Genomic DNA, 22,994 nt, shown 5'->3' on the forward strand with positions numbered 1-22,994 from the left:
CGGTGGAGTTCTAATTTAAAGTCAAACGCTTAAGCGCCCCCCGCTCCGTGGTCGATCACACGCCAGAATCAACTGAATGGAACGCGTCGCATGTATATGAGCGCAACTGCGGACGCTTTCGCCCGCTGTTTCCAATAAGAAAAATATGCTCACTTGTGAGAAATGGAGAGAATGTTTGGCAGTAGGATGCGATACCGTATTACTTTAGCCACATAAATTTCCTATTGACACTATGGTAGACCTGAACACTTTGCGCTCCAATCGCGCCAAACCACTGCCCATCGATCCGCACGAAATCCTGCGCCGGCTGCCCAAGCCAGCGGGATTTAATGACCTCTATTCCAGCCAAGCCGAAGTCCTCAAACAGTGGTTTGATAGCCGCAGTGCTAAAGACACAGTGGTCAAACTCCATACCGGCGGAGGCAAGACACTGGTCGGTTTGCTGATGGCCCAGTCGACCTTGAACGAGCTCAAGCTGCCCGTGCTGTATCTCGCCCCAACTACGCAGTTGGTCGAACAGACACTTGAGCGTGCGGCGCAGTTTGGAATCCCAGCCGTTCCTTACGAGGCCGGCGCCGGGCCACTGAACGACGCGTTCGCCAACGCGAAGGCGATCATGGTCGCCACCTATAAATCTCTTTTCCACGGCCGCAGTAAGTTCGGGCTGGAAGGCACGGCCAATCCACTCATGGCCGGCGCCATTATCCTCGACGATGCCCATTCCTCGTTCCCGCTAGTGCGCGAATCGTTTACGCTGAACGTGTCGGCGTATTCCGATAAGGAACGCTACAAGGAGATGTGCGACTTGTTCCGCCAGGCTTTCCGCGACATCGGTAAAGCCGGCACATTCGACGATATCGTGTCGGGGCGTGAGGGGGCGGTCATCGAAGTGCCTTACGGCGCTTGGCGCGAGTTAATTCAGGCTGTCGAACAACTGCTAAGGAAGGACCTGGCGCCATTCAAATACCAGTGGCCGCTTGTCCGTGATCGCCTCCTGATGTGTCACGCTTTTGTCAGCGGTGCAAACTTCAGCATTACGCCAATCCTGCCGTTCCCCAACGCTTTCCCGACGTTTGCCCATTGTCCGCGACGGATCTATATGTCAGCTACGATCGCCGACGACAGCGACTTGCTGCGCACGTTTGGCGCTGACTTCGAACTGGCTAAAAAACCGCTGCGCTCCCGCTCTTTGGCCGGCATCAGCGAACGGCTGATACTGTGCCCAGACATCATGCCTTTTGCGATGAATACACGCACTGCGGTGGAAGAGCTGGCTGGACGGCTGTCGAGCTCGAAGAAGGGGGTGGTGTTTTTAACCCCCTCGGGGAAAATTGCTGAAGAATGGAAAACGATTGGCACTGTAGCTGAAAATTCTGACGACGTTCAAAAGATCGTCTCTGCGCTGCAAAGCGGCACCAGATTTGGTCCGTACGTCTTGGCAAACCGCTATGACGGCATCGATTTGCCGGGTGACGCGTGTCGCCTGTTAGTGCTTAGCGGCCTCCCCACCGGCACCTCCGAATACGAGAAATACCGCGCGACAGCGGTATACGGTGGCGCGAGTTTCAACCGCATGCTCGCGCAGCGCATCGAACAGGGCATCGGCCGCGGCGCCCGCGGCGCTGGCGACCACTGTGTGGTCCTTATCGTCGGCACGGACCTGGCTTCATGGGTCAGCAAAGAGGCAAACTTTGGCTTCCTGACCAGCGCTACGCAAGCGCAGCTGACCATCGGCACGGAAATCAGTAAGGCGGTAAAAAACCGCGATGAATTCTTTGCTACTGCTATGCGTTGCATCGACCGCGAGCCAGTCTGGCAGAGCTACCACGCGGAGATGCTCGACGAACTTGTGGAAGAACCAGAATCCGATCAGGACCACCTCGAATTGGCAGCGATCGAACGGAAGGCGATCGATCTCTGGGCGTCCGGCAACCATGAGAAGGCGATTGCCCGTCTTGAAAAAGCGGCTGGCCTTGCCAGCATCGATAGCCAGGAAAAGGGCTGGGTGTTGCAGTTAGCTGCGCGCATCGCAGACGACTGGGGCAACGATGAACGGACTGAAGACCTGCAGCGCAATGCCTATGCTCACAACCCGAACCTCAAACGCCCGAAAAAGATGGAAACCCATCGACTGCTGCCGGCGCCAGGTGCGCAGGCTAAAGCGATTGTAGTATCGATCCAGGCGTACCGCTTCCGTAAAGGCTATCTGTCGGAGTTCGACCACTTAGTGGCCAACCTTACGGCTGAAGCATCCGCCAACCAGTTTGAGCAGGCGCTTGCGAACCTGGGAAGGATGCTGGGCTTCTCTGCGTCTAGGCACGACGACGCCGGGGTGGGGCCTGACGTCCTATGGCTGCTGCCGAACAAGCAGGGCCTGATTATTGAAGCCAAGAGCCGCAAACGAGAAGATAACCCCCTCAATAAACAGGAACATGGTCAGCTCCTAGTGGCGGAGCAGTGGTTCGCGCAGCAGTACGACGGATTCACATCGGTGCGGGTCAGCATCGTTCCGAATACGAAATCAACGGAAGCTGCGTCTGCTGAACAGTCCTGCGCCTTGACGCTGGACAAGCTGCAAGTCATGGTTTCGGACGCTCGCGCACTGATCGCTAATCTATGCGAATCCCAGCTGTCTGCGGCGCAGTTAGAGGGCCATTGCGCTCAACTCCTGGAAAAGTCGCCGCTGGCGGCGCATAATATTGTGAAAAGCTATCTGCAGTCGTTTAAGACTGCCTGATGCCGAAGGGATGGCAGATGGTGATCACCGGCCCGCGCCAATGCGCCATAGTTTATTAACTATTGGCGCATTGGAGTGCGGGCAGGCAAATGAAAGAGCGTGAGAAAGGCCCGGTCTTCCGACTAGCAGCTGAGCGCACTGCAATCCGGAGGAAACCATCAATAAGGTTCGCTCAGCCGCCAGCCGCACGCTCAGCCATTCCAATGTGTCAGCAGTGCAACATAGCTAGCCCGGTAGCGCATTGGCACAGACGGGTGTGAACGAGGCCACTGGGAAAAACGAAACCAAGGCACATGCCACATTACAAAACCGGGCTGCCAGCACGGCGACAATACGGCTACCGTACGCTCTGGGGAAGGCGCGAAGCCATTGTCCGCGCTAGGAGGAGTGGTCAAAGTCTTTGGCCCATTCACACATCGGCATACCAGATTTCAAGCGACATGGAGGGTAAAACCTTCCAGAATCTTTTGAGCTCCGAGCAAATTCTTTAGACGCAGCAGGCAGAAAAAAACTGTCAAGCCGAAAGTTCAGACAGACGTTGGAATTAGGGGCTGTAGAGGGTCAGCGCTTAAGCGTCTAAAGATTTGCCTTTAGGCGCTGAGCGCTGCCTGCCGTGCATCAACATAAATAGGGGGCAGACGGCCAATCTCATTTTACATAATATAAATTATGCGAAAAGCTGAGTCGGCCTGAAGTACCAAGTAGCTCTCCTCAGATAGTTACTTTCAAGCAAATAGCATTTGGGCCGGGATACGATATCCGGCCCTTTTTTTTGGCAGGTACGAAATGCGTTATCCCAATCTCCGCTACGGAAACCCCACCGAATTCGCCTATTACGTCATGTGCCACGGCGACGATATCGCCCGCGTGGCGCGCATCCTGCGCCGGTCTGAGCGTAGCGTTAAGGACTGGCTGCACCAGCGGAAGAAAATTCCCTGGTGGGTGCCTGAAGTGTTGCGTTTACAACGCATGGAGGCCGCGCATACCCTGCGCCAGATGGGAATCAACCCGCGCCCGAGTTTCGGCCTGGTCACGCACCAGGCCCAGTTGGTGTTGCGTCGTCCAGAAACAAAAACGCCCCAGGTCACAGACCTGAGGCGCGCCGCCTTCGACCAACCGGCCAAGGCTATTTCTTCTTGAAGCGGCCATTCTTGGCCCGCGCTGGCTTACGCGCTGGTGCGCGCTTCGCTGGCTTGTGTTTCTTCTTCATTTCGATCCTTTCTTGATGGTCTCTAAAAGCTGCTCGATTTGCGTCTGCATCCTGGTGATGCGACGCTCCAGCAGCACGATGTAGCCAAACGCTGGCAGCACCAGCACGTTGGCAAGCTGCGCCAGCGCTTCCCAGGTCATTCCGCGCTCTTGCGCTCGGTCACGGCGGCGGCCACGGTGCCAGCCAAGAACGACAGGCCGTCAAACACGGGGGCGTATTCGGGCTTCATGGCTTTCAAGGCCTGGAACACGATGCCGAAGCCGGCCCAGGTGGATGGTTCTTTCAGTCGATGCATGTACTTCCTTTCAGGGTTAAAAATACAGGGTTTTGTTGCTGCTATCCGCTACACGGATGGATTGCCCCGCCACGAAGTCCCGCACAGCGGGAAAGCGCGACAGGATGTAAGCCGCGATCAGCACACCGCCCAGCGTCACCAGGGCTGAATGCGCCAACTCAGGCACTTTCGGAATAATCTTCATGTCAGAAAAATGATTTGATGAACGTGCCAGCCGGGCATGCAAAGCTGGCGTCCCAGGTGCGGCCCTCGGCCAGCGCCTTCTCGCATTCGGTCTGGTCGGTGCGCGGCACGCCCAGCTTGTCGCCGACGCCGTAGACCACGCCGGACGTAACTCCGTCAGCTACATCCACAACCACAGCCCCCACGTTTTGCGCCACCGTCTGCGCAAGGTTGCCGCCGCCGCTTTTCTTGAACAAAAAAAAAGCAGCACCGGCCAGCACCGCGCCCACCAGGGCCAGCTTGATCGGGAACGAAGGCGACAGCGTCACAGCACACCCCCGTGTTCCTTGTAGCCGATCACGCCATTGAAGCCGGTCGCTTGCCCCACGTTCGCCTGGCCGGTGGCCGCGTAGATCGTGAAGCTCGATTGGGCGTCAGTCGGCAGCAGGTCGTCTGCATACAGCCGCGCCCACTGGTCCGCGCCCCAGGTGGTCGGGTCGTGCAAGTAGTCGTACTCACTGCGGGCTGCAGCCTGTAGGGCTTGCGTGCGCTGGTTGCGGTTCTTCAGCATCAGCAGCAGGACAATGCCGCCGATCACCATTTCGCTAGTTTGCATACATTCCTTTCGGGTCATACACCAGGTTGGTGCCGCTGTAGTAGCGGCCATTCGGATCAATGCTTGTGCCGTCGGTGTAATAGGTCCAGCCGTCGGCGCGCATGATCTCGCTGGCGCCGTAGGTGTTGCCCGTCGACGGCGAACTGGTTGCAGCATTCGCCTTCTTCGCGAACATCGGCAGCAGCAGCACCGCGCCAGCGGCCAGCATGCCCAGCAGGATCAGGTCTTCTTTCTTCATGCCACGCTCCCAAGGATCGATGCGCCAGCGGCCACCAGGACGGCTTGTGCGCGGTCATAGGTCAAGGTCGGCTGGCCGTACGGCGAACCAGGCAGCGACGCCCATTCCAGGTTGCATTTATCGATGGCGGCGCGGAAACGGCCCGCCAGCACGTCAGAAAGCGCGCCACGGCGTTTGATGAGGCCGACCGCTGCGATGTCCTGGGACGACGGCGAAAAGTCGCTGAGCGCGTATTTAGCGGCCATCTCGTCCCACGTCTTGGACAGGAACTGATATGCGCCTGCCGCCGTGCTGGTCAAGCTGCCGCGAGTGACCGCACGGCGCGGGTGGTCGGCGTAGCCGGTGAACAGGCCGCCGCCGAACATCGTGCGGTAGCCGTTCGGGCCGGTGGTCCCCTCCCCGGTTCGGATCAGGGTAAGGAAGGCTTGCACTTGCGGATCACCGACGGCGTCCGAGACGCTGGTGGTGAGGTTAGAAATTTGACTCAAGGTGTCATCCAAAAAAGAAGGTTCAGGTTGGTCGGCGATATCGGCCGGTTGCTCGTCGGCGGTTCCGGCCTGGTCAACCAGGTAGCGCCAGTACAGCACGCCTCCCAGCCCTATCAGGCCAGCGCCGATGATGAGGACGCGGCTCATTACAGGACGGTGTACAGCATGGACCTGAGCTGATTTGCAGCACTAGGCGCAACTACCCACAGGCCCCGGCCCGCTGGAACCTTGATCTGGGAATCTTCCACGATAGCCACCGGCACGCCTGTTCCGGCACTTGTCGCAGCCGCGATCACGTCGCCATCCGTCCAGGACGTTGGAGCCGATGCTTTCGCCAGGATTACTACCGGCGTTCCCGTTTCCTGGAACAGCACGGTTCGATTGACCATAATTCCGTTGACGTTCGTCACTGGCGCTACGATCTGGACCGGAACGTTTGCCGTCAAGCCGACGTTATTTGTCCAGGATGATTGATAGTTCATGGTATTGCCCGATACGTTGACGGTTCCCGCGATGGAGACCGGAATGGTTTGGGAAAGGTCGGCGGTAACAGGCACGCGGCTTGCGGGCGTGTTCGTCACCTGGACGTTGTTTGCAAAAGTGGCGTCCAGCTTCACGTAGCTGGTGTTGCTGGTGTTCGAATCGCGGAAGTCGCCTTCGCCCACCATCACCTGGCCGGTGATCACCTCGGAGGCCTTGAAATTCGACAGAATCCATTCGGTCGGTGCTTTGTCGCTTTCGTCGAGACGATAGGACTGGCCAGGCATCAACAGGATGGTGTTACCGCTCTGCCCTGCCTGCACCTTGATCGCCTGGTTGCCTGCCGCCGCTGGCGTAGCGCCGCCAGCAATCAGCGGCGTGGTGCCGGTGTAGTAGTAGATGTAACGGCCCTGCGCCGCGATCTTCTGCGTGCCGGTCAGGCCGATATTGATGTCGTAGTACTGCAAGCTCATGCTGGTCCTTTACTTCATTTTCGAAAACAAAACAGCGCCCACCACCACAAGGCCGACAATCACCAGGACGTGTTGCGGGTCCTGCGCGTTCAGCGGCTTCGATGCAATGGCAACCACCTGGTTCAGTGCGTTGTTGCTGGCGGCGGTCACTTCCCGGATGGCGTTGCGCGCCTCGGCGTTTGCGTCCTCCGTCAACTTGGTTGCCAGCTTTAGGCCGCCGTCGGTGACGTGCTGGCCGAAGCTGATATTTGCCTTCAGCATCTGTGCGCCGGCATCCGTCAGGTACTTGCTCACGTCGATGCTCTGGCTGGCCAGCGACGTGTTGGACGCAATCGCGGCAGCCACGGAACCGTAATCAGTGTTGGTGATCGTGGTGTTGTGGCCGGTGTCCATGCTGAAGCTGGAGCTGTTGTTACTGTTGCTGGTCGTGATCGTGGAGTTATCCGCCGACACGCCATAACCACCGTTGTCCACCACCAGGCGGCGATCCTGCGTCAACGTGTTGGTATCGTTGACGGTCGAATTGCTGCTGCTGTTGGTCGTGGTGTTGATAGCCGTGTTGTGGCTGTCAACCGACGACGATGTATTGCTGGTGCTGTTCGACGTGGTGGCGTTGCTGCTACTGCTGCTGTCACCACTGCCGAAGAGGCTGAAAAGTCCCATGCTGTTAGCCTTTCTTTACGACGAGGTAGGCCAGCACGGCAAAGCCCACCAACATCAGGTTGTTGCCGCCGCCTTGGTTCGACGCCAGCGGCGGCGAGAAGGAGAACGGCGAGCCAGGATTAACGCCAGCCTGGCTACTGGTCTGCACTGGCGATAAGCCGCCGTTGCCGCCGCTGGTGCCGCCGCCGACGGCGGTGCTCTTGCCGGTGCTGACGGTCCAGTTGCTGCCGTCAACGTTCGCCTGGCTGAAAGCGCCGCCGTACGCGCCACCGGTTGCCCCGCCGGTCGCGCCGCTGCTCATCCAGTTTTGGCTGGCCGCGTCCAGCTGGCCGCCGATGGCGTAGCCGTCGGCGCGCTGGGGCGGCGGCGGCGCGGACACGGGACCGGAGTTCAGGCCCTTCAGCAGGCTACTGCCCGCCTGGAGCATCGCAAGGGTGGATGGGTCCATTGGCCCTCCCTTACTTGCGCAGCAGCAGGATCGCGCCGCCAACCAACAGGATCAGCATCAGCGGGTTGCCGGTCGCCCTGGCTTGCACCACCGCGCCCGTCGTCGGGTTCGGTCGGCCCTGCTGATAGACGCCGCCCTGGGTCGCTTCGTAGCGCTGGTAGTCCAGGAACTGCTGATTTTTTTTGTACTGCGAGTAGACGCCAATGCCCTGTTGCAGCACCTGGAATACGTCGTTGCCGTATTGGCCCAGGCCACCACCTGCAGCGTCCCAGGGCGTGTTGTAGGTCTGCGCGCTGGACGGCACGTTGTAGGTGCCGTTGTTGTTGGGGCCGACACTGGATAAGCCGCCGCCGTCGTAGCTCCAGCTGTCTTCCAGGTTGATATCCTCATCCATCTTTTGCCTTTCACTGAGGTTGGGGCCGCTTGGTCAGGCAGCCCCAGCCGATTACATGTTGCCCAGGGTGTCCAGGGTCTCCAGGACCACAGTGACGGTGTCACTGGCGCTGAAGGTCGGATTGAACTCCAGGGACACCATGTCAGCGGTCTTGATGGCGTTGGCGTAGTTGTTGTCCGCGCAGGGGTCGAAGGTGTAGATGTTCGCCTGAGCGATCTTCTGGTAGTCGGCCTGCCAGAACGTGTTCACCACGGTCGGGATGTTGTCGTGGATGACGATGCCGTTCTTCTTCACTTCCAGCTGGGTCAGGTTGCCGGTGTGCGCGAAGTGGGCGCGCTTGATGACAGCGCCACGGTTCGCCAGGTCGATCAACTTGATCGGGAACTTGCCCGCGCCGTTGTTCGAGCCGGTGAACAGGATCTGCTTGGCGATGATGCCCAGGGGCGCAGGCGGGCCGAGCTCGGCGTAGCTGTCCAGGGTCGGCGCGGTCGCACCGGCAATGGTCACTTCAACGGACAGCGACGAGACGCCCTGTGCGGTGTTGTAGTTGCCCAGGTACTGCTCGGCCATGATCTTGGCGCGCGGCTCGGTGAAGTCCAGCACCAGGAAGCCAGCCGAGGACGACATGCCACGGTAGGTGTTCTGGAGGTCCAGGCGGGAGCCGATGTTTTCCCATACGGTCTTGCCGTTCAGCTTGACCTTGATATTGGTGATCATCGACTTGGTGAAGGACGTGCCGCCCAGCGCCAGGATGATCTTGTTGTAGCTCATGCCGATAGGCAGGGAGACAGTTGCCAGGCCAGTGGCGGCGACGTTGTTGAACGGGAGGTTTTTGATCAGGAGCATGTGTGCTTTCTTGTTCGTTTATGGGGATGGTCTGTTAGCGCTTTGGCTTACAGGTCTTTCACGAACGGCACGCCTACCTGTTTAGCCAGCGGCACCACGACAGCGGCGGTGATGACGGCGAACGCCAGGTAGATGGCGTAATTCTTGACGTATTGATTCATGTTTTGCGACTCCAAAAAAGTTAAAAGGTGTGTTCTCGCTGCTGGAGAACACACCTTAAATTTTCTGGTTCGCTTTGTCGCCTCACGTGCCAATGGCCTGTAGCCATAAGGACGTATTCAAATTTCGGCACTTTCGAAAAATATTTTTAGCCGCGGCTGATTTCCCCCGTCTGGTTGTTGCGCTCGATCCACATGTAGCCGCTCAGGGCCGACACTTCGGCGGGCTTCACGCCGAGGCTGCGCGCTACCGTTTTCGCGTCCTCCGGGTACGACAGGCGGCGCGTGTGGATGGTCGAGGCATTGCCCATGAAGTCCTTGTCCATGCTGGCCGGTCGCTGGCTCATGCCCCAAATCTCGATACCGTAGCCGCGCCCCATCATCACCAGCTTGCCCCATCCGTCGACGGAGTGGGACGGCTTCGTTACGGTGTGGAGCTCGTCGACGACGAACAGCAGCTGGTGCGCGGCCAGAGCGATACGGCAAACCACATTGAACTGGGCCTCGTCTTGGGAACGGTTCAGGCTTGGCCGGAAAACGATATGGAACTCGCCGCGCTTGCCCGCCGCCTGGACGATTGCCAGTACCTCGGCGGTGGTGGTGCAGACCACGGAGCCCGGCCACCAGGAGGCGTAGTTGTCGATGGGTTCCTTCGGGGACCAGACGATGGTGCGGCGGCGGCGCTTCTTCATAATCTTTCCACGCGCCTGGGTGGTCTTGCCACCGCCGCTCGATCCCAGCACGACGTGGATTTCGGCAACCTGGTTGTTGCCGATCATTTGTACAGCGCCATCTGTGGGTGGACGGCGGTTCCGGGTGGCAGGCCGTTTTCTGGCGCCGGGTTCATCTCCACGGCGACGCCCTGGAAGCCCACCGGCTGCGCGGCGGCGGGCGGTGCCGGTTGCGCACCTGGTTGCGCCTTGGCGGCGCGGTCGGCTTGCAGCTTGTCGCGTACGATCGTAGCCGATCGGTACAGCAGCGGGCCTACAACGATGGCGGCGGTCAGTTCGGGCGGGATAGCCATCAGGGAGAAGTTGTACTTCACCATCAGCGGGGCAATGGCCTGAGCGCTGGCCTGGCGCGCTTCAGGCGTCCATACGGCGGCGGCGTCGGGCGCGTAGCCAGCCAGCATGCCCGCGAAGCCGTTCACCATGTCCAGGGCTTGCTCATCGGGGCCAGGCGGGGCTGGCACGTCCTGGACGGCTACAGCACCAGGCGGCGGTGGCGCGGTGGCGTCCGCGTCGGCGGCCAGTGCCGCCAGGTTGTCGAGGTCTTCCATGTGCACGTCCTATCAAAGATTGAAAATTGACTTAGGCGACGTCTTGGCAGGTGCCGGGACGTCCGTTTTTGGCACGTCCTGGGACGTCTCCAATGGGATCAGCCGCGCCATGGTGTTGGCGTAGTGTTCGCTGCCGTCGTTCTTGGCATAGGCCGGGTTGCCGCATTCGATGCACGGAAACGACAAAGCCCCGGTCGCTTCGTTACGGCGTACCGGGACTTTCGTGTTGCATCCAGGGGTAAGGCACATGAGGCGCCCGATCTTAATCTTCAGGGGTTTTTTCATCTAGCTCCAGTTGGTCAGGGGGTACAAGGAAGTGCAGTTCGGGGCCGATCTGTTGCGCTGGCGTGCTGGGTGAGGGGCAAGCGATCCAGACGCCGCCCGCCTGGCTTGACAGGTCGGCCAGGGTCGCTTTCCAGCCGTCGATGTATGCATAGAACTCATCGGCGGCCCGAACAATCACGGCCAAACCAGGCTTGCATTTGGCCGCGTCCATCAGCGGCCCAGGAAGGTCAGGTCCGTGGTCAGCACTTCGACCTGGCCGGAATGGTGAGTTGGCGTCTCGTCCAGATCGACCGTGCAAACCTGTTCCGGGTCGTCGTCGCGGCCTACGACCTTGACGACGAGCCCGGCGCGGCCCAGGCTTTCTTCGTCGCCCTCGGCTACCTTCTTCAACTGCACTTGGTCATTCACTTGCATCTTTTCTTACTCCTTCGGTGGTTGGTTTTTGACCTGGTTCACATCGGCGCGCAGCTGGTCAAGCTCTGCGCCCACTTCCAACAGCAACGACTTGACCGACACGGGCAACATGAATGCCCCGGCCAGCGCCGCCTTAATCTTTTCTTCCATTTACCTCCCTGTCGACGTGCATAAAACCTTTGTAGTGCATCTTGACCTTGACCTGGCCACCGGCCACACGGGGCCGGGTACGCGCAAACTCCAGGTAGGCGTCAATGTCCGCCTGGGCCGTCTCCGGGTTGCCGCAGTAGGCCGCGACATACGCGAGGAAGTTCGGCAGCAGCCGGCGCGACTGGAGCACGGCCAGCGCTTCGGAATCGATACGACCGGCTACGCTTTCTTCCGGCAGCACCTGGTCGGCGGCCTGTTCGTCGGTGGTCTCGTCCGCGCCGGTCAATTCCTTCTTCAGCCCACGGGACCAGGACAGCATGCGCTTGCCTTCGAAGGCTTCCGCGTACTCGCGGAACTGCGCCACGGCGTCGGTGTCGCCCTCGTCCGCCCAGGCCAGCAGCTGGAACGGGTGCGCGCCCTTGTTGTCGGTGCCAACCTTGGCCGCGTGCATCGTCACCTCGCGGGACAGGCCCCATTTCTGGTCCTTGCCGAACTTGGCTATGTACTCGGCGGCGAACTGGCCGCCGCGCACGTCCAGGCCATGTGCCAGGACGTCCGACATTTCCGACTGTTCGCACAGGCCGGACTTGCGCAGCGCCATGTACCAGGCTTCCTTGAGCTCGTCGATCAGGCGCGACGCCAGGCGGCCACCGTCGCCCTCGCGGGTATCGCCAAAGGCATCCGGGGTGCAGAACACCAGGTCATGCTGGTGCGGGTGCCAGCCGTTGCGGTCGCCCCGCGTCACTTCCAGGGAGGACACGGAGCCCTTGCGGATGCCCTTCGCCAGGATGCGCTTGTACGTCTTGCTGTTCTTGAAATGGGCCTTGGCCTTGGTGAACGCGGGGAGGATTTCGGCCAGCGCTTCACCGTTCTCATGCGGAAAGGTCAGCGTCATCAGGAACACATAGCCGCCCTGCTCTACCCACGCCTTCATGCCCTGGGCCAGTTCGGCCTGGCGCACGGCGCAAATCTTCGCGCTGCACGTCGGGCAGGTCCAGACGCTCTTGCAGGTGGTCACGCCGTGCATGCGGGCGTTGCTGCCGTCGTCGTTGCGGTACACCGCTACGGAGTCCCCGGCGTTGGCAACGCCGCGATGACACCAGCATGTGCGGTGCTGTTGGTGCGCGGCCAGGTCCGGGTTGTAGAGGATCGAACCGGCGCGGCGGGTCAGCGCGTACTTACGGAATTTCGCTTCGCCCGGTGCAAATACGCCCGTAACCTCTTGATTCTGCTGGCGGTTTATCGATTTACCACTAATACCAAGGTTGTTAGAGCCGTTTTCTACGGCATGCAGCGCGACACTCATGCGGCCCGTTCCTCGCACTGGACGGCCAGCAACTGGAGGTCGACCGCGTAGGTCACCAGCTGGGCGCTAAGGGCCTGGGTGATGATCCAGGCGATGTCCACGCCACCAGCGCGCAGCACAGCGAACTCTTTCGCTATGGCGGCGTCGGCGCGCATCAGCAGCTGAGCGGCGTACTTCAGTTCCTGGATGATGACGGGGGAGGCTTCGCCTTCGATGGCGACGGATGGGCGCTTGACCAGTTCGCGGTCTGCCTGGTCGGCGGCCAGGCGGGAGAGTGTGAGGGCCGTCATTTCGCCAAGGCCTTGGCGCGGATGGTGCGGACTTCCGCCAGGCGTTCGCGGAAGAATTCGTTGCCTACCAGGGGAATCAGGTTCTGTTCGAGGCGCTCCAGGGACAGGAGCATTGTGGCCATTTCGCAGGGGTCGAGGGTCAGGGTCTTGGTCTTCAACGGCGGGAACTTCGGTCCGACTGTGGTTGAATTGTAAATATTTGTATCTGACATACACCCCTCCAGGCTTGTGTTTTCTGCCCCAGCAAGAAGGTCGGACGGGTCGGCGGGAGCCGTATTTGCTGGAGGAGAGCGTTGTGTTGCCCGTCCGACATTCCGAAATATACAACAAACATCGGTTGATGCACAACCAACGCGAGTGCATTGATTAACAGCCAGTGTTTGGGTACCCTTGGGTCTTGGTGCTGTTCTGCACCGCTAAAGCCCTGAGGAGAGCTATGAAAACCACTGAATATCTGGATGCCGTCAAGGCAAAACGCGGCTTGCCGTCCGACTATGCGTTAGCAAAGGAATTGGAAGTTTCGCAACAGACCGTTACGCACTACCGCAATGGACGTACGTCGATGGGGATTGAGACGTCGATGCGAGTGGGGGAAATACTGGGTGTGGACGGCCACAAGGTCTATGCAGACGGCCAGATTGAACGTGCGAAGAATTCGGCGCAAACCGCGTTTTGGACCGACATTTCGGAAAAATTTTCCGTGTCTTTTCGTAACCTCCTATTGGGCTACGGCCCGCATGTAGCCTAGTTCTACGTGCGCCAATAGGCAGTAAAAGGCCGATTCAGCTTTCTATAAATTATGCGAACTATATCTGCCGTGGGAATTTGAGAGAGTTCATCTGGTAAATGTTGCATATAATAGATCGTCGTTCACTCGCAGCCCCCAAGCACGAGTCTCCCGAATCTTCTTGGCCACAAGCATTGAAAGCTCCGCCCGCCATCGCTAATCCAGACGACAAACTCCGCTTTGACGAAATCCTCGTGCGGCTTGACGATTGCGACTGGAACGCGGTGGTCTTGGCGCGGCTGCTGCCTCAACTGCAATCCCACTTGCCCGGCGCGCCGCTGGCCAAACAGTTGCAATGGAACGCGGCCGTTCAAGGCGCATGGCAGAAGATCGAAGCTCAGCGCGATACTTGCGGTGAGGATTTGGCTTTTTCACTCGGCACCCTGGCCGCCAGCACCCGTTGCTGCCAGTCGGCCCTGGACTACCTGAACATATCGCTGCAATGGCACGGTACACATCCGGCAACCCACCACAACTTGGCCGTCGTTTATTGGCGGTTGGCCCGCCACGCGGAAGCCGATTGGCAACTTCGGCTAGCGCTGGCTGCTTCGCCGGATTCGCCGCACGGCGAACGTCAGCTCGCTACCTTGGCCCAATGGCGGAAGCTCTGCGGTATGCGGCTCGGAACCGATCAGTTGCATGCTCAAGCCAAACCAGGCAACGTCTTTCTGACGCTGCTTGGATCACACCACGCAGGCGCCTTGCTTCAACAACAAAACGCGCCGGATATCCTGGCCATGGTTCGCCTTGCGCCCCTACACGACATGGACGACACGCGCCGCTGGATAGACGCGCATACTGCCCACCGTGGCAAGACCGCATTCGGCCTCATCCATGCGGATCATGGCCTGGTCGGCGTGGTCGTCTTGCAAATCAAGGGCAAGGCGGCACTGTTCCATTACTGGATAGGCAAGGAATTCCGGAACTGCGGCTATGGCAGGCTTGCCCTTCGGCTGCTTAAGCGCGTTGCAATCAGGCGTGGAATTCAGCACCTGTTCAGCGCTGTGTTCCCCGGCAACGTGTACTCGCTGGCGGCGCTGGATGCGGCCGGCTTCCGCCGGTTGGCCGGTGTCAGCGAGGACGGCGAGGACGCTTTGCCGTTCCATTATTTGTCGATACCTTCAGCACGCAACGCCGATCCGGACGGCATGCTGGCCGTGCTCAATCGAGTGCTCAAGGCCGCTAACGGCTGCCGGGCTGTTAAAAGGGACGCCTGACCATGCTGGTAATCCGCCAATCTCAACTACAGTGCTTTGCGGCCGCGCGGCGCGATGCGTACATGGACGCCTTGATGGCCTATCTTCGCGCACAATTCCACGCCGAACTATGGAGCTTGAACCAGGAAGAACTGCGCCACCATGTGGAAACCGCGCTGCGGCACGCCGCCAACTTTGGCATCGTGGGCGAACGCAACTGCCGCCGTTATCTGAACCTCGCCGTTTGGTACGGATGGGACTTCCATGCACGCGCGGAGACGGCATGGATGCGCAATGTTCTCGGGCCAGATCAGCCTGGCACGCCGGAATCACGTCTGCATCATTTGGTGAGCCGGTGCATACGGCGGGCTGAGATCGCCGAGCGCAATTTCCGCCTGGGGCGTGCGCGGCATGCCGAGGGCGGCGCAAGCGCCTACCCTGAACTGCGGCTCCTCAAAGAATGAGGCCACAGCACACAAACTTCGACAGGATCAGCATATGAGTTCGCTAAACGGCGCGTCGCAAGGATCTGCAATGTCTGGACCGTCAGCAAGCCGGCTGCGGGCGGCCGACCACGCGGCGCAACAGCCGGGCAGCAACGACGGCGGCACAAGCGTGGTTCAATCCTGCACTTCACCAAGGTTTGCCATCGAAGTCCGCGTGCTGGGCGACGACGACCAACCCTTGACGGCGGTGGCGGTGGAGTTGCGCGCCGCTCCGGGCCGCGCGTGCAGAGACAAGACGGCGGACGACGGGACGGTCCGCTTCGACGGACTACCGGAAGGGAGTCAGCAAGTGGGCTTATACGAACTCGATAAGGAGGTGTGGGAGGTGCTCGCCAGCGCTCCCCTGCCCGCTCCGCAAGCCTCCAGTCAGGGCGACATTGTATGGCAGGCTGTTTCTGTGACCGAACCTCCCCCGCTGGTGCACATGGTTCTGCAAGGCGAGTGCACCTCCAAATTGGCGGACCGTTATGGATTTTTCCCGGACACGGTTTGGGATTGGCCGGACAACGCGGCATTGAAGGCGCAGCGCCGGGACAAAAACATTTTGCTCCCGGGGGATAGGCTGGCGATCCCGGGGCGTCGGACGAAGCTGGTCTCCGCGCAGACTGGGCAGCGCCTGACGCTTAGGCGCAAAGGGGTTCCCGATAGCATGCGCATACAGTTCCTGCTGGATGGGCGTGCGCGGTCACAGGTTCCTTATCTTGCCCAAGTGAGCTATGGTGACGATACGCTTTCGCCTGACAGCTCCGGTGAAACCGATGCCGACGGTTACGTGACGGTGGCGCTAATGCCCAATGCACAAACTTTGACGATCACGCTGGGTACGGGCCAAGAGGCCAGGGAGCACACCTTCCAGATTGGCGCCATGGATCCTGCGACAGACTGTGCCGGCATCCAGAAACGGCTCGCCAATCTCGGCTTCTATGATGGGGCCGTCGACGGCCAGCCAAGCGCGCAACTGGAAAGCGCTGTTGCGCGATTTCAGCTTTCGCAGGATCTGGAAGCGACAGGCAAACTTGACCCGGCCAGCCTGGACAAGCTGCTGGACTTGCATCGCTCGTAACCCTGCCCTCTATTTTAACCAGCACATAAGGAGCCGGCCGTGTCTTCATCATCGTCAGGAGGAGCAGGCAAAGCGAAAAAGACTAAAGGCACAAAACGCGAACTCTCGAAGCCATCTTCCGATGTGGACGACGAGAACGCCGTAGATGAAGGCGACGATACCGACACAACAACTACTTCGCAGAAAGACCAGCCTGAACTAAAGAAACGCAAGCAGGATACATCGTCGTCCACCAAGGGCCCAGTCGTGAAGACGAGCGGCGGGGACGACGAAGAGGACGATGACGAGCCCCCTCCCACGCCGATTGGCAACGAGGACGACGAAGAGGACGAAGAGGACGAAGAGGACGACGACAAGTCCCCACCGACGCCCATCGTCGCCAGCTCAGCGGCCACCCTGGGGACGACCACGGCCGTGAATGCGAACGGTTCGCTGACCATAGTCCATATCGACGTAGGCCAAGGCGAATCCACGCTGATTATTTACCGCGAGAGCGACACTGTCGTCTACTCCGCGCTGATCGATGGGGGGCGGCAGAATAACCTTATGCGCATAAAGGACACACTGGCTGCCTATCATGTAAATGAGCTTGATCACGTCATCTCGACACATTTCGATGCCGACCATATCGAGGGTCTCACGGCGCTTCTTTCAGTAGCCGGCGATGATGATCTCAAATCCCACAAGTATCTCAAGCCCGACGGAAAAATCTATTATCGAGGCCTACCTCGCTATCTTCTGGAGGATCAGATCTTCAGCAAGTTTAGAACGGCTGCCGGCAACAAGGAAGAGGCGGCGCCGGGTGCTCCCAAGGCCAGCGGCAAAAAGAAGTACACTGCTGGCGAGTTCAAGAATCGTGGCTCCTTCAAGTTTGAGTGCCTCTATCGATCGGAGGCCCGATCCATTGGCAATTCCGACGATTCGGAGAATAATGCCGGCGTCATGATGACACTCACCTATGGAGCTTTTCGCTATTTCACGGCAGGCGACCAGGGCGCCGACAATGAACACACGTACGCACCGGAAAATTGTGCCGCATTCAAGTGCGGCCATCATGGCAGCAAGCACAGCACCAAGAACACTTTGCTGAAGCGCCTGCGGCCAGCGGTTGCCATCATTTCTGCGGCCAAGCACAAGTATCGCCATCCCCACCATGAGGTATTGGAAAATTTGCGGGATTCACCCCATGTGAAACGCGTCTTCCTCACCAATTGCGCGTACAACCGCCCGCAAGTGAATACGGCCTACCTGGCAACAGAGATTGTGCTGGCTAAGACGCATCTGGACAAGCTGGCGGCTTACGTTAACCGCAAAAAGGCCAAACGCTATTTGGACACCGCACAGTATGGAAAGTACATAAAGTTGCTGACACGTTCGCTTGCATCCATCACAGAGGGGAGCGGGAAGAGCGGTGCAGATGTCAAAGCAACCAAGCTCTTGGAAGGCGCCATTGCTGCGGCGGAAATACTAAAGAAAGAGAGCGAGCGGCCTGCAACATCGAGTAGCCACGGGGCGAGCGCCGCCAGCTCATCCTCGAATTCAAGCGCTGTTGTCGGCACCGGCTCTTTACAAAAGTTCTCAGCACATGTTGCGGGCAACCCGACTCACTTGGGAAACATAGAAATCTTTGTGGATTCTACTCACTACTCAGTGGGTCATATCGGTACAGACGGCGCTAATAAATGGTGCCACTTCAAGATAGGCACGAATGAGGTTGTCGATCAGCCTCCTGGCTGGAATCGAACTGTTCCGTCTGTGACGAGGCCGGGCTCACCAAGCTATACGTTGCCGTTCAGTGAATTTTCAGGGTACTCCGCACCGGATAACGTGCAACCTTGTTGGGTGGACGGTTGCGAAGAACCTGGCTCCCCTCTCATCGGGGGGAGTGAGGGGTGCAATAAGCGCGGATGCGCCGAACATCAGCAAGAGCTCAGAGACGGCTGCAAAGAACGTCCTTGCGTGTGTAGGGGCGAAAAAGAGGAAAGCGACGATGACGATGACGATGACGTAGACGAGTATCGTCCGAACCGCCGACAAAAGGGGGCAAGTTCTATCGCTGCGAGTCGAAAGCCATCGACGCGTAGTCAGATGAAAAAGAAAGCCACGACGACGAGCACAGCTCCCCCCGCAGACAATGACGAATAGTGCGCCTTGTATCGTCACGGCATGGGAACTTCCCCCATGTTGCATCCACTAGCCAGTCTCTGGCGCCATCCGAAGCGCGTATCGTTCTACGATTCCGGTGGCTGGATCGGTCAAAGCGCCCTGCTGCTGGATGGCGCGGGGCAAGCACGCGCGCTGGAAAGTCAGCGTCGCTTTACGTCGATCGACGACGCCTTTAATTACTTGCGATACTGGTCGGCCGAACCGGATGCCCGCGCCGAACTCAAATCGATCCTGCAGCGCTCCGGCGCGTCACTGGTCGGCGCACACGCAGGCACGGATGGATGGTTGCGCGGATTGGCTTCACGCGTGGTGGCTGGTGCTGTGTTGGTAGTGGACGAAAACAGGCGCGTCGGTGGTCCGGGACGCCTGATGGCGACATCGTCGCCTGGCGCGGGGGTTGCCGCCATCGCTGCCCTGCCGTTATTGACCGACCCTTCGTTGCAGATCGCCACACCGGTGGCCGCGCCAGAAGCGCCCCCTGCGGCGGATGAACCCGATGCGACCGCACCGGCCACAGAGTCCGTGACGCCCGAATTCGCGGCCACCACTGCCGCCCAGATATAGCCAGCCTGGTCTCCGCCAGCAGCCTGGATCAATCCCCTCTCTTTTCCGGGCAGCTTCATCCACGGCTGCAAGCAGCGGCACCCCGCCTGGTGCACCTGCGCACCGCATCCCCGGCGACATTCGAACTGCTACGTCGTGGATGGGGGAAGTCCTGGGGCATCTTGACCATAACAGCGGCCGGGATCACCCTGGAGCAGCAACGTCTGCATCTGAAAAAATTCTTGCGCGTCAAAACCGAGCAGGGCCAGACGCTGATGTTCCGCTATTACGATCCCCGCGTTTCACGCCTACGGCAAAACCCTTTAAAGCGCTCGACCCTTCTTCTGTCGTCGTTGAAGCCACAGCAAGCTGGCAATCGCATCTACGTCGCGCATTTGTCCGATTTGCATATTCCGTGTGGAACGCGACTGACGGAAGACGAGCCGTGGGAGGACGATATTCTGCAGAAGTGCAGCAATACACTGGCTGCCAAAGATAAGGAACAACCACTCGCCGCGATCGTATTTTCCGGCGATATCACTGACACCGGCCGTCCCGGCGCATGGCAGACCTTCGAATCGAGCTTCGGCGCCTATAAGGATCGTATTGTCATGGCACCGGGCAACCACGATTTGAATATAGTGGGTTATGGGGCATTAAGCATTCTGCTCGTCAGGGATAAGTCAGGCGCGGAGGGACGCTGGACTCGGATGGAGGCATTTATGAAGACGGCGATCGTGATGATGGGAGACCGCGCTCAGGTCTGGCAAGACGGCAAACTCGTTCCACTCACCGATGCATGGGAGCGTGTTTTGAATTGCAAGCCAAACTTGAGGAAGGCACTGCAGTTTGCCAACGATTTGTTTCCTTTGGTGGTGACAGTCTCAGAAGATCAGGCGCTTACTTTCATCGTTTGAAATACAGTCCGCTCGTCCTCGCTGGCATTCAATAACTCTTTCGGTAATATTGGCAAAAGACAGCTGAAAAATTTCCAGGCAATTAATGTTCACTTGCGATTGACCGGAGAGAACCTTCTCCATGTCATGCACCACAAGATTGGCTTACCCGAGAAGAAACTCAAGCGACAGAAGCCTATTAGTGGTTCGAACACCTATCGACTGCGGATATATGCCAGATACTCTCTGCAGTTGGCTGGAATGACGATGGCGGACGCGCGTAATGTTCTTCCCGCCATACTGCAGACTCAGAGTACGGTCATGCTACACGGCCATCACCATGCCACGTTCACTGGTGAATACGCGCGATACGGAAATGTGATGCAGGTGGTTTCCGCACCCTCTTCCACGCTTGGTACAGAGTATTACGTCGGCACTACTGGTCGCGAGCTCAAAGGCTTTGATATTCTCGAACTCGGTTGTAACAATACGGGCTGGGCACTCATGCGGAAACCAATTCAGACCCACTATGAGGTCTGAAGGCGCAAGGCACGCAGATCGCCAGGATGCCTCTCGATCCCGGGTGCCCTCCTTGGGGTAGGTTTGCTTTTCGTGCAGTAACCGACGGTACCAACATCCTTTAACCACGGGCGCCGTTTGAAGCTGATCCGGAAAAATCTATTAAAAACAATGAGTTGCTGATTGTCTATTTTCGCGGTTATTATTGCCAAAGATTGTTCTTTCAGCAAGGAGCATGATGGATCACTGGCACTCCCCCTACCTCGGCATCAGATCTATCCCTCCAGAACTCAATGATTTCGAACTCAATACTTTTTTTACATTTTCGAAGAAAGAACGTCAGGTCATCGATGGGCGCCGGCAGGGTCTATACCGGCTTGCGATGGCACTGCATATTGGGTTCCTGCGTATGTCGGGCCGTGCTCTCGACGCCTACAAGCAAATTCCGAGGCAACTTTGGAACCACCTCGGAACACATCTTGGCGTGGATGCGCCAGACATATCCACCCTCCGCGCTCTGTACGACGAACGTCCTCGAACACTAATTGACCATCAACAGTTAGCCTACCAAACGTTAGGTTTTGAGGAAATGCGAGAAAACCAGCGTCGGTATGTCGTGCGCTGGATCAAAGAGTTCCTCACCGGGCGGCCTGACACATCAAGTTTGCTGGTCCAGGTGAAGAAGTGGCTCTACGAGCATGCGATCTTAATTCCCCACGACCGTGAACTGAAGCGCCTGATCGTCTCGGCTGTCAACGGCCATGAGGAAGGCTTGGAGGCGACTCTGATCGATGATCTGGGCCCCAACCTAATCGATCATTGGGCGAAGGAATTGCCCAAGCCAGACGATGAGCATGCTAGCCTACAGCACTGGCTGTGGGCTGTTCCCTTGCGCCATTCGACGATACAGATGAAAGAACTCTTCGCGAAGCTCGATCGCCTCGCCGACTTGAAGGTTGTGAGGCCTTGGCCCGACCGCCTGAACGAAGCGCTGGTACGTTACTATGCGCGGCGATGCGCGAATCGCCCGCCATCGATCAGTAAGCGCATTAAGGCTCGCGGCCGTCGGCTGGAGACGGCATGTTTCATGCGGTATTCATTATGTACCACCACTGACCAGCTACTGGAGATGTTTCGACGCTGGCTCAAGGATCTAAGGAATGACGCCGCTCGTCAGGTTGATGCGGGCAGACCCGATGACCGAAAGCTTTTAAATGAGTTCGTGGATGCGGTCGCCGCTTGCGTTGAAGACAAATCGCTGCAACCTTCGGATGCTATGGGGAAGATTACGGAGTTAGTCAAGGATGTTCGGGAACGCAAGCCGCCAAGCCGCAGCAGCTTAATCCGGCTCCAATTGATGGCGAAAGGAGCACAGGCGCGTGCGATGCTGGCCAAGCTGGTGCAATTGCCGTTCGAGTCGGAATCGCAACACCCGGTGATCGATGGTATCGACCTACTCAGAAAGATCTACAGCAGTCCCGGCAAAAACGAATTGCCAGAAACAGTCGACATCAAGCTTGGCCGGGCCTGGCGTGAGTTGATCGCCGGTGAAGATCGTGTCAATGCCCTTTATGCCTTTGAGTGGGCAATTCTCTTTGCCTTACGAATGGCTTTGCGTAACGGCTCGGTGTTTGTTAATCACAGCTTCTCCCACCGTAGCCGAGCGACGCTGCTTATACCGAAAGAAGAATGGGAGGCGAAGCGCAAAATCTACTGTGGCGCGATGGGAACCCCCATGACCGCTAAGGAATTTCTTGCTCCGAAGATTGAGCAGCTCGACCTTGGATTGGATCAATTGCGCAAGGCCTGTTTACTTGGCGATATACGTATTGATGCTGCCGGTGTGCACACAACGCCTATTGTCGCCACTAAGGAAGAGAAGCATCTCGACGTGCTGCGCAGGGGCTTGTTCGACGCCAGACCTCTTGGCCAACTACCGGAGATTATTCTGCAGATCGACAGTCAGGTTCGCTTTTCCTGGCTGCTCCTTGGGCGCGAACCCCGCTCGCGCAGCGAGCTTTTACTTATCTACGCAGCTGTCCTGGCGCATGGCACATCACTTTCGGCCGCCGACATCGCTCGGATGATCCCGGAATTGGCTTCGGCTGATGTGCGCAAAATGATGAAGCGCGTCGCTGACGAGCGCAAACTCAGAGAAGCATCGGACGCCGTACTGCAATTTATGCATCGGCATCCTATCGCTGCACACTGGGGCCGGGGTGATCTGGCGTCAAGCGACATGATGAGTCTGGAGACTACTTGCGTATTCCACGCAAACTGGACACCTGTTCCGCCGCAAACTGGACAGTCGTTCCAGCGCAAACTGGACACCCGTTCCAGACCAAACTGGACACCTGTTCCAGGCCAAACTGGACACCTTGGACGC

32 protein-coding genes are annotated in these 22,994 nt (G+C 58.6%); 11 read left to right on the forward strand and 21 right to left on the reverse strand.

Going from position 1 to position 22,994, the window contains the following annotated elements; all coding sequences use genetic code 11:
* The first annotated feature begins 232 nt into the window (after positions 1-232).
* Entirely contained in the window at positions 233-2,737 is a 2,505-nt protein-coding gene (locus GTP90_RS20420) for a DEAD/DEAH box helicase family protein (protein ID WP_161085256.1), read from the forward strand.
* A gap of 786 nt (positions 2,738-3,523) precedes the next feature.
* Positions 3,524-3,877: a hypothetical protein gene (locus GTP90_RS20425; RefSeq protein ID WP_161085257.1), complete on the forward strand. Its 354-nt coding sequence runs from the start codon at positions 3,524-3,526 to the stop codon at positions 3,875-3,877.
* A gap of 66 nt (positions 3,878-3,943) precedes the next feature.
* Here GTP90_RS20425 and GTP90_RS20430 read toward each other — a convergent pair whose 3' ends face one another.
* The 21 genes from GTP90_RS20430 to GTP90_RS20525 all read right to left on the reverse strand — a co-directional run bounded on the left by GTP90_RS20430 (position 3,944) and on the right by GTP90_RS20525 (position 13,144).
* Entirely contained in the window at positions 3,944-4,087 is a 144-nt protein-coding gene (locus GTP90_RS20430; protein WP_161085258.1) for a hypothetical protein, read from the reverse strand.
* On the reverse strand, positions 4,084-4,242 hold the full coding sequence (locus GTP90_RS20435; protein ID WP_161085259.1) for a hypothetical protein: 159 nt from the start codon (positions 4,240-4,242) through the stop codon (positions 4,084-4,086). The genes GTP90_RS20430 and GTP90_RS20435 overlap by 4 nt, the downstream gene beginning before the upstream one ends.
* Before the next feature lie 16 nt (positions 4,243-4,258).
* Positions 4,259-4,426: a hypothetical protein gene (locus GTP90_RS36460; protein ID WP_175048166.1), complete on the reverse strand. Its 168-nt coding sequence runs from the start codon at positions 4,424-4,426 to the stop codon at positions 4,259-4,261.
* A gap of 1 nt (position 4,427) precedes the next feature.
* Positions 4,428-4,733, reverse strand: a complete 306-nt coding sequence (locus tag GTP90_RS20440; protein WP_161085260.1) for a hypothetical protein — start codon at positions 4,731-4,733, stop codon at positions 4,428-4,430.
* Positions 4,730-5,020, reverse strand: coding sequence for a hypothetical protein (locus GTP90_RS20445; RefSeq protein ID WP_161085261.1), 291 nt, complete (start codon positions 5,018-5,020; stop codon positions 4,730-4,732). Before GTP90_RS20445 ends, GTP90_RS20440 begins: the two co-directional genes overlap by 4 nt.
* Positions 5,010-5,258: a hypothetical protein gene (locus GTP90_RS20450; RefSeq protein WP_161085262.1), complete on the reverse strand. Its 249-nt coding sequence runs from the start codon at positions 5,256-5,258 to the stop codon at positions 5,010-5,012. Before GTP90_RS20450 ends, GTP90_RS20445 begins: the two co-directional genes overlap by 11 nt.
* A complete protein-coding gene (locus GTP90_RS20455) occupies positions 5,255-5,893 on the reverse strand; it encodes a glycoside hydrolase family 24 protein (protein WP_254451964.1) in 639 nt (212 codons plus the stop codon). The genes GTP90_RS20450 and GTP90_RS20455 overlap by 4 nt, the downstream gene beginning before the upstream one ends.
* Complete coding sequence (locus GTP90_RS20460) at positions 5,893-6,699, reverse strand: hypothetical protein (RefSeq protein ID WP_161085263.1); 807 nt, start codon at positions 6,697-6,699, stop codon at positions 5,893-5,895. Before GTP90_RS20460 ends, GTP90_RS20455 begins: the two co-directional genes overlap by 1 nt.
* A 9-nt stretch (positions 6,700-6,708) precedes the next feature.
* A complete protein-coding gene (locus tag GTP90_RS20465) occupies positions 6,709-7,362 on the reverse strand; it encodes an ATP synthase subunit B family protein (RefSeq protein WP_161085264.1) in 654 nt (217 codons plus the stop codon).
* Positions 7,363-7,366: 4 nt separating this feature from the next.
* A complete protein-coding gene (locus GTP90_RS20470) occupies positions 7,367-7,810 on the reverse strand; it encodes a hypothetical protein (RefSeq protein WP_161085265.1) in 444 nt (147 codons plus the stop codon).
* A gap of 10 nt (positions 7,811-7,820) precedes the next feature.
* Positions 7,821-8,204: a hypothetical protein gene (locus GTP90_RS20475; protein ID WP_161085266.1), complete on the reverse strand. Its 384-nt coding sequence runs from the start codon at positions 8,202-8,204 to the stop codon at positions 7,821-7,823.
* Positions 8,205-8,255: 51 nt separating this feature from the next.
* Positions 8,256-9,050, reverse strand: a complete 795-nt coding sequence (locus GTP90_RS20480; protein ID WP_161085267.1) for a major capsid protein P2 — start codon at positions 9,048-9,050, stop codon at positions 8,256-8,258.
* A 307-nt stretch (positions 9,051-9,357) separates the two neighbouring features.
* A complete protein-coding gene (locus tag GTP90_RS20485) occupies positions 9,358-9,987 on the reverse strand; it encodes an ATP-binding protein (RefSeq protein WP_161085268.1) in 630 nt (209 codons plus the stop codon).
* Positions 9,984-10,487 (reverse strand): hypothetical protein, encoded by a 504-nt coding sequence (locus GTP90_RS20490; protein ID WP_161085269.1) that lies wholly within the window; start codon positions 10,485-10,487, stop codon positions 9,984-9,986. Before GTP90_RS20490 ends, GTP90_RS20485 begins: the two co-directional genes overlap by 4 nt.
* A 12-nt stretch (positions 10,488-10,499) precedes the next feature.
* Positions 10,500-10,772 carry a hypothetical protein gene (locus tag GTP90_RS20495; protein ID WP_161085270.1) on the reverse strand — a complete coding sequence of 91 codons (273 nt, stop codon included), beginning with the start codon at positions 10,770-10,772 and terminating at the stop codon, positions 10,500-10,502.
* Positions 10,750-10,983 carry a hypothetical protein gene (locus GTP90_RS20500; RefSeq protein WP_161085271.1) on the reverse strand — a complete coding sequence of 78 codons (234 nt, stop codon included), beginning with the start codon at positions 10,981-10,983 and terminating at the stop codon, positions 10,750-10,752. The genes GTP90_RS20495 and GTP90_RS20500 overlap by 23 nt, the downstream gene beginning before the upstream one ends.
* Positions 10,983-11,186 carry a hypothetical protein gene (locus GTP90_RS20505; protein ID WP_161085272.1) on the reverse strand — a complete coding sequence of 68 codons (204 nt, stop codon included), beginning with the start codon at positions 11,184-11,186 and terminating at the stop codon, positions 10,983-10,985. The genes GTP90_RS20500 and GTP90_RS20505 overlap by 1 nt, the downstream gene beginning before the upstream one ends.
* 6 nt (positions 11,187-11,192) lie before the next feature.
* The gene (locus GTP90_RS20510) at positions 11,193-11,336 is read right to left on the reverse strand and encodes a hypothetical protein (RefSeq protein WP_161085273.1); all 144 of its coding nucleotides are present in this window, start codon (positions 11,334-11,336) and stop codon (positions 11,193-11,195) included.
* Complete coding sequence (locus GTP90_RS20515) at positions 11,320-12,642, reverse strand: protein rep (RefSeq protein ID WP_161085274.1); 1,323 nt, start codon at positions 12,640-12,642, stop codon at positions 11,320-11,322. Before GTP90_RS20515 ends, GTP90_RS20510 begins: the two co-directional genes overlap by 17 nt.
* Positions 12,639-12,932: a hypothetical protein gene (locus tag GTP90_RS20520; RefSeq protein ID WP_161085275.1), complete on the reverse strand. Its 294-nt coding sequence runs from the start codon at positions 12,930-12,932 to the stop codon at positions 12,639-12,641. Before GTP90_RS20520 ends, GTP90_RS20515 begins: the two co-directional genes overlap by 4 nt.
* Positions 12,929-13,144: a hypothetical protein gene (locus tag GTP90_RS20525; protein WP_161085276.1), complete on the reverse strand. Its 216-nt coding sequence runs from the start codon at positions 13,142-13,144 to the stop codon at positions 12,929-12,931. The genes GTP90_RS20520 and GTP90_RS20525 overlap by 4 nt, the downstream gene beginning before the upstream one ends.
* Positions 13,145-13,368: 224 nt before the next feature.
* On the opposite strand from GTP90_RS20525, the gene GTP90_RS20530 reads away from it, so the two are divergent.
* The 9 genes from GTP90_RS20530 to GTP90_RS20570 form a co-directional block, all read left to right on the forward strand.
* Entirely contained in the window at positions 13,369-13,680 is a 312-nt protein-coding gene (locus tag GTP90_RS20530) for a hypothetical protein (RefSeq protein WP_161085277.1), read from the forward strand.
* A gap of 173 nt (positions 13,681-13,853) precedes the next feature.
* Positions 13,854-14,936: a GNAT family N-acetyltransferase gene (locus tag GTP90_RS20535; RefSeq protein WP_161085278.1), complete on the forward strand. Its 1,083-nt coding sequence runs from the start codon at positions 13,854-13,856 to the stop codon at positions 14,934-14,936.
* A gap of 2 nt (positions 14,937-14,938) precedes the next feature.
* Positions 14,939-15,379 carry a hypothetical protein gene (locus GTP90_RS20540; RefSeq protein ID WP_161085279.1) on the forward strand — a complete coding sequence of 147 codons (441 nt, stop codon included), beginning with the start codon at positions 14,939-14,941 and terminating at the stop codon, positions 15,377-15,379.
* Between the two features lie 34 nt (positions 15,380-15,413).
* Positions 15,414-16,484, forward strand: coding sequence for a peptidoglycan-binding domain-containing protein (locus tag GTP90_RS20545; RefSeq protein ID WP_161085280.1), 1,071 nt, complete (start codon positions 15,414-15,416; stop codon positions 16,482-16,484).
* A gap of 39 nt (positions 16,485-16,523) precedes the next feature.
* Positions 16,524-18,629, forward strand: a complete 2,106-nt coding sequence (locus tag GTP90_RS20550; RefSeq protein ID WP_161085281.1) for a ComEC/Rec2 family competence protein — start codon at positions 16,524-16,526, stop codon at positions 18,627-18,629.
* Between the two features lie 36 nt (positions 18,630-18,665).
* Complete coding sequence (locus GTP90_RS20555) at positions 18,666-19,214, forward strand: hypothetical protein (RefSeq protein ID WP_161085282.1); 549 nt, start codon at positions 18,666-18,668, stop codon at positions 19,212-19,214.
* Between the two features lie 23 nt (positions 19,215-19,237).
* A complete protein-coding gene (locus tag GTP90_RS20560) occupies positions 19,238-20,110 on the forward strand; it encodes a DUF4123 domain-containing protein (protein ID WP_254451966.1) in 873 nt (290 codons plus the stop codon).
* Positions 20,111-20,236: 126 nt separating this feature from the next.
* Positions 20,237-20,629 carry a hypothetical protein gene (locus tag GTP90_RS20565; protein ID WP_161085284.1) on the forward strand — a complete coding sequence of 131 codons (393 nt, stop codon included), beginning with the start codon at positions 20,237-20,239 and terminating at the stop codon, positions 20,627-20,629.
* A gap of 214 nt (positions 20,630-20,843) precedes the next feature.
* The coding region (locus tag GTP90_RS20570; RefSeq protein WP_161085285.1) for a DUF4158 domain-containing protein at positions 20,844-22,994 on the forward strand (2,151 nt) is incomplete at its 3' end.

The sequence above is a fragment of the Duganella vulcania genome (assembly GCF_009857655.1).
Taxonomy (GTDB): Bacteria; Pseudomonadota; Gammaproteobacteria; order Burkholderiales; family Burkholderiaceae_D; genus Rugamonas; species Rugamonas vulcania.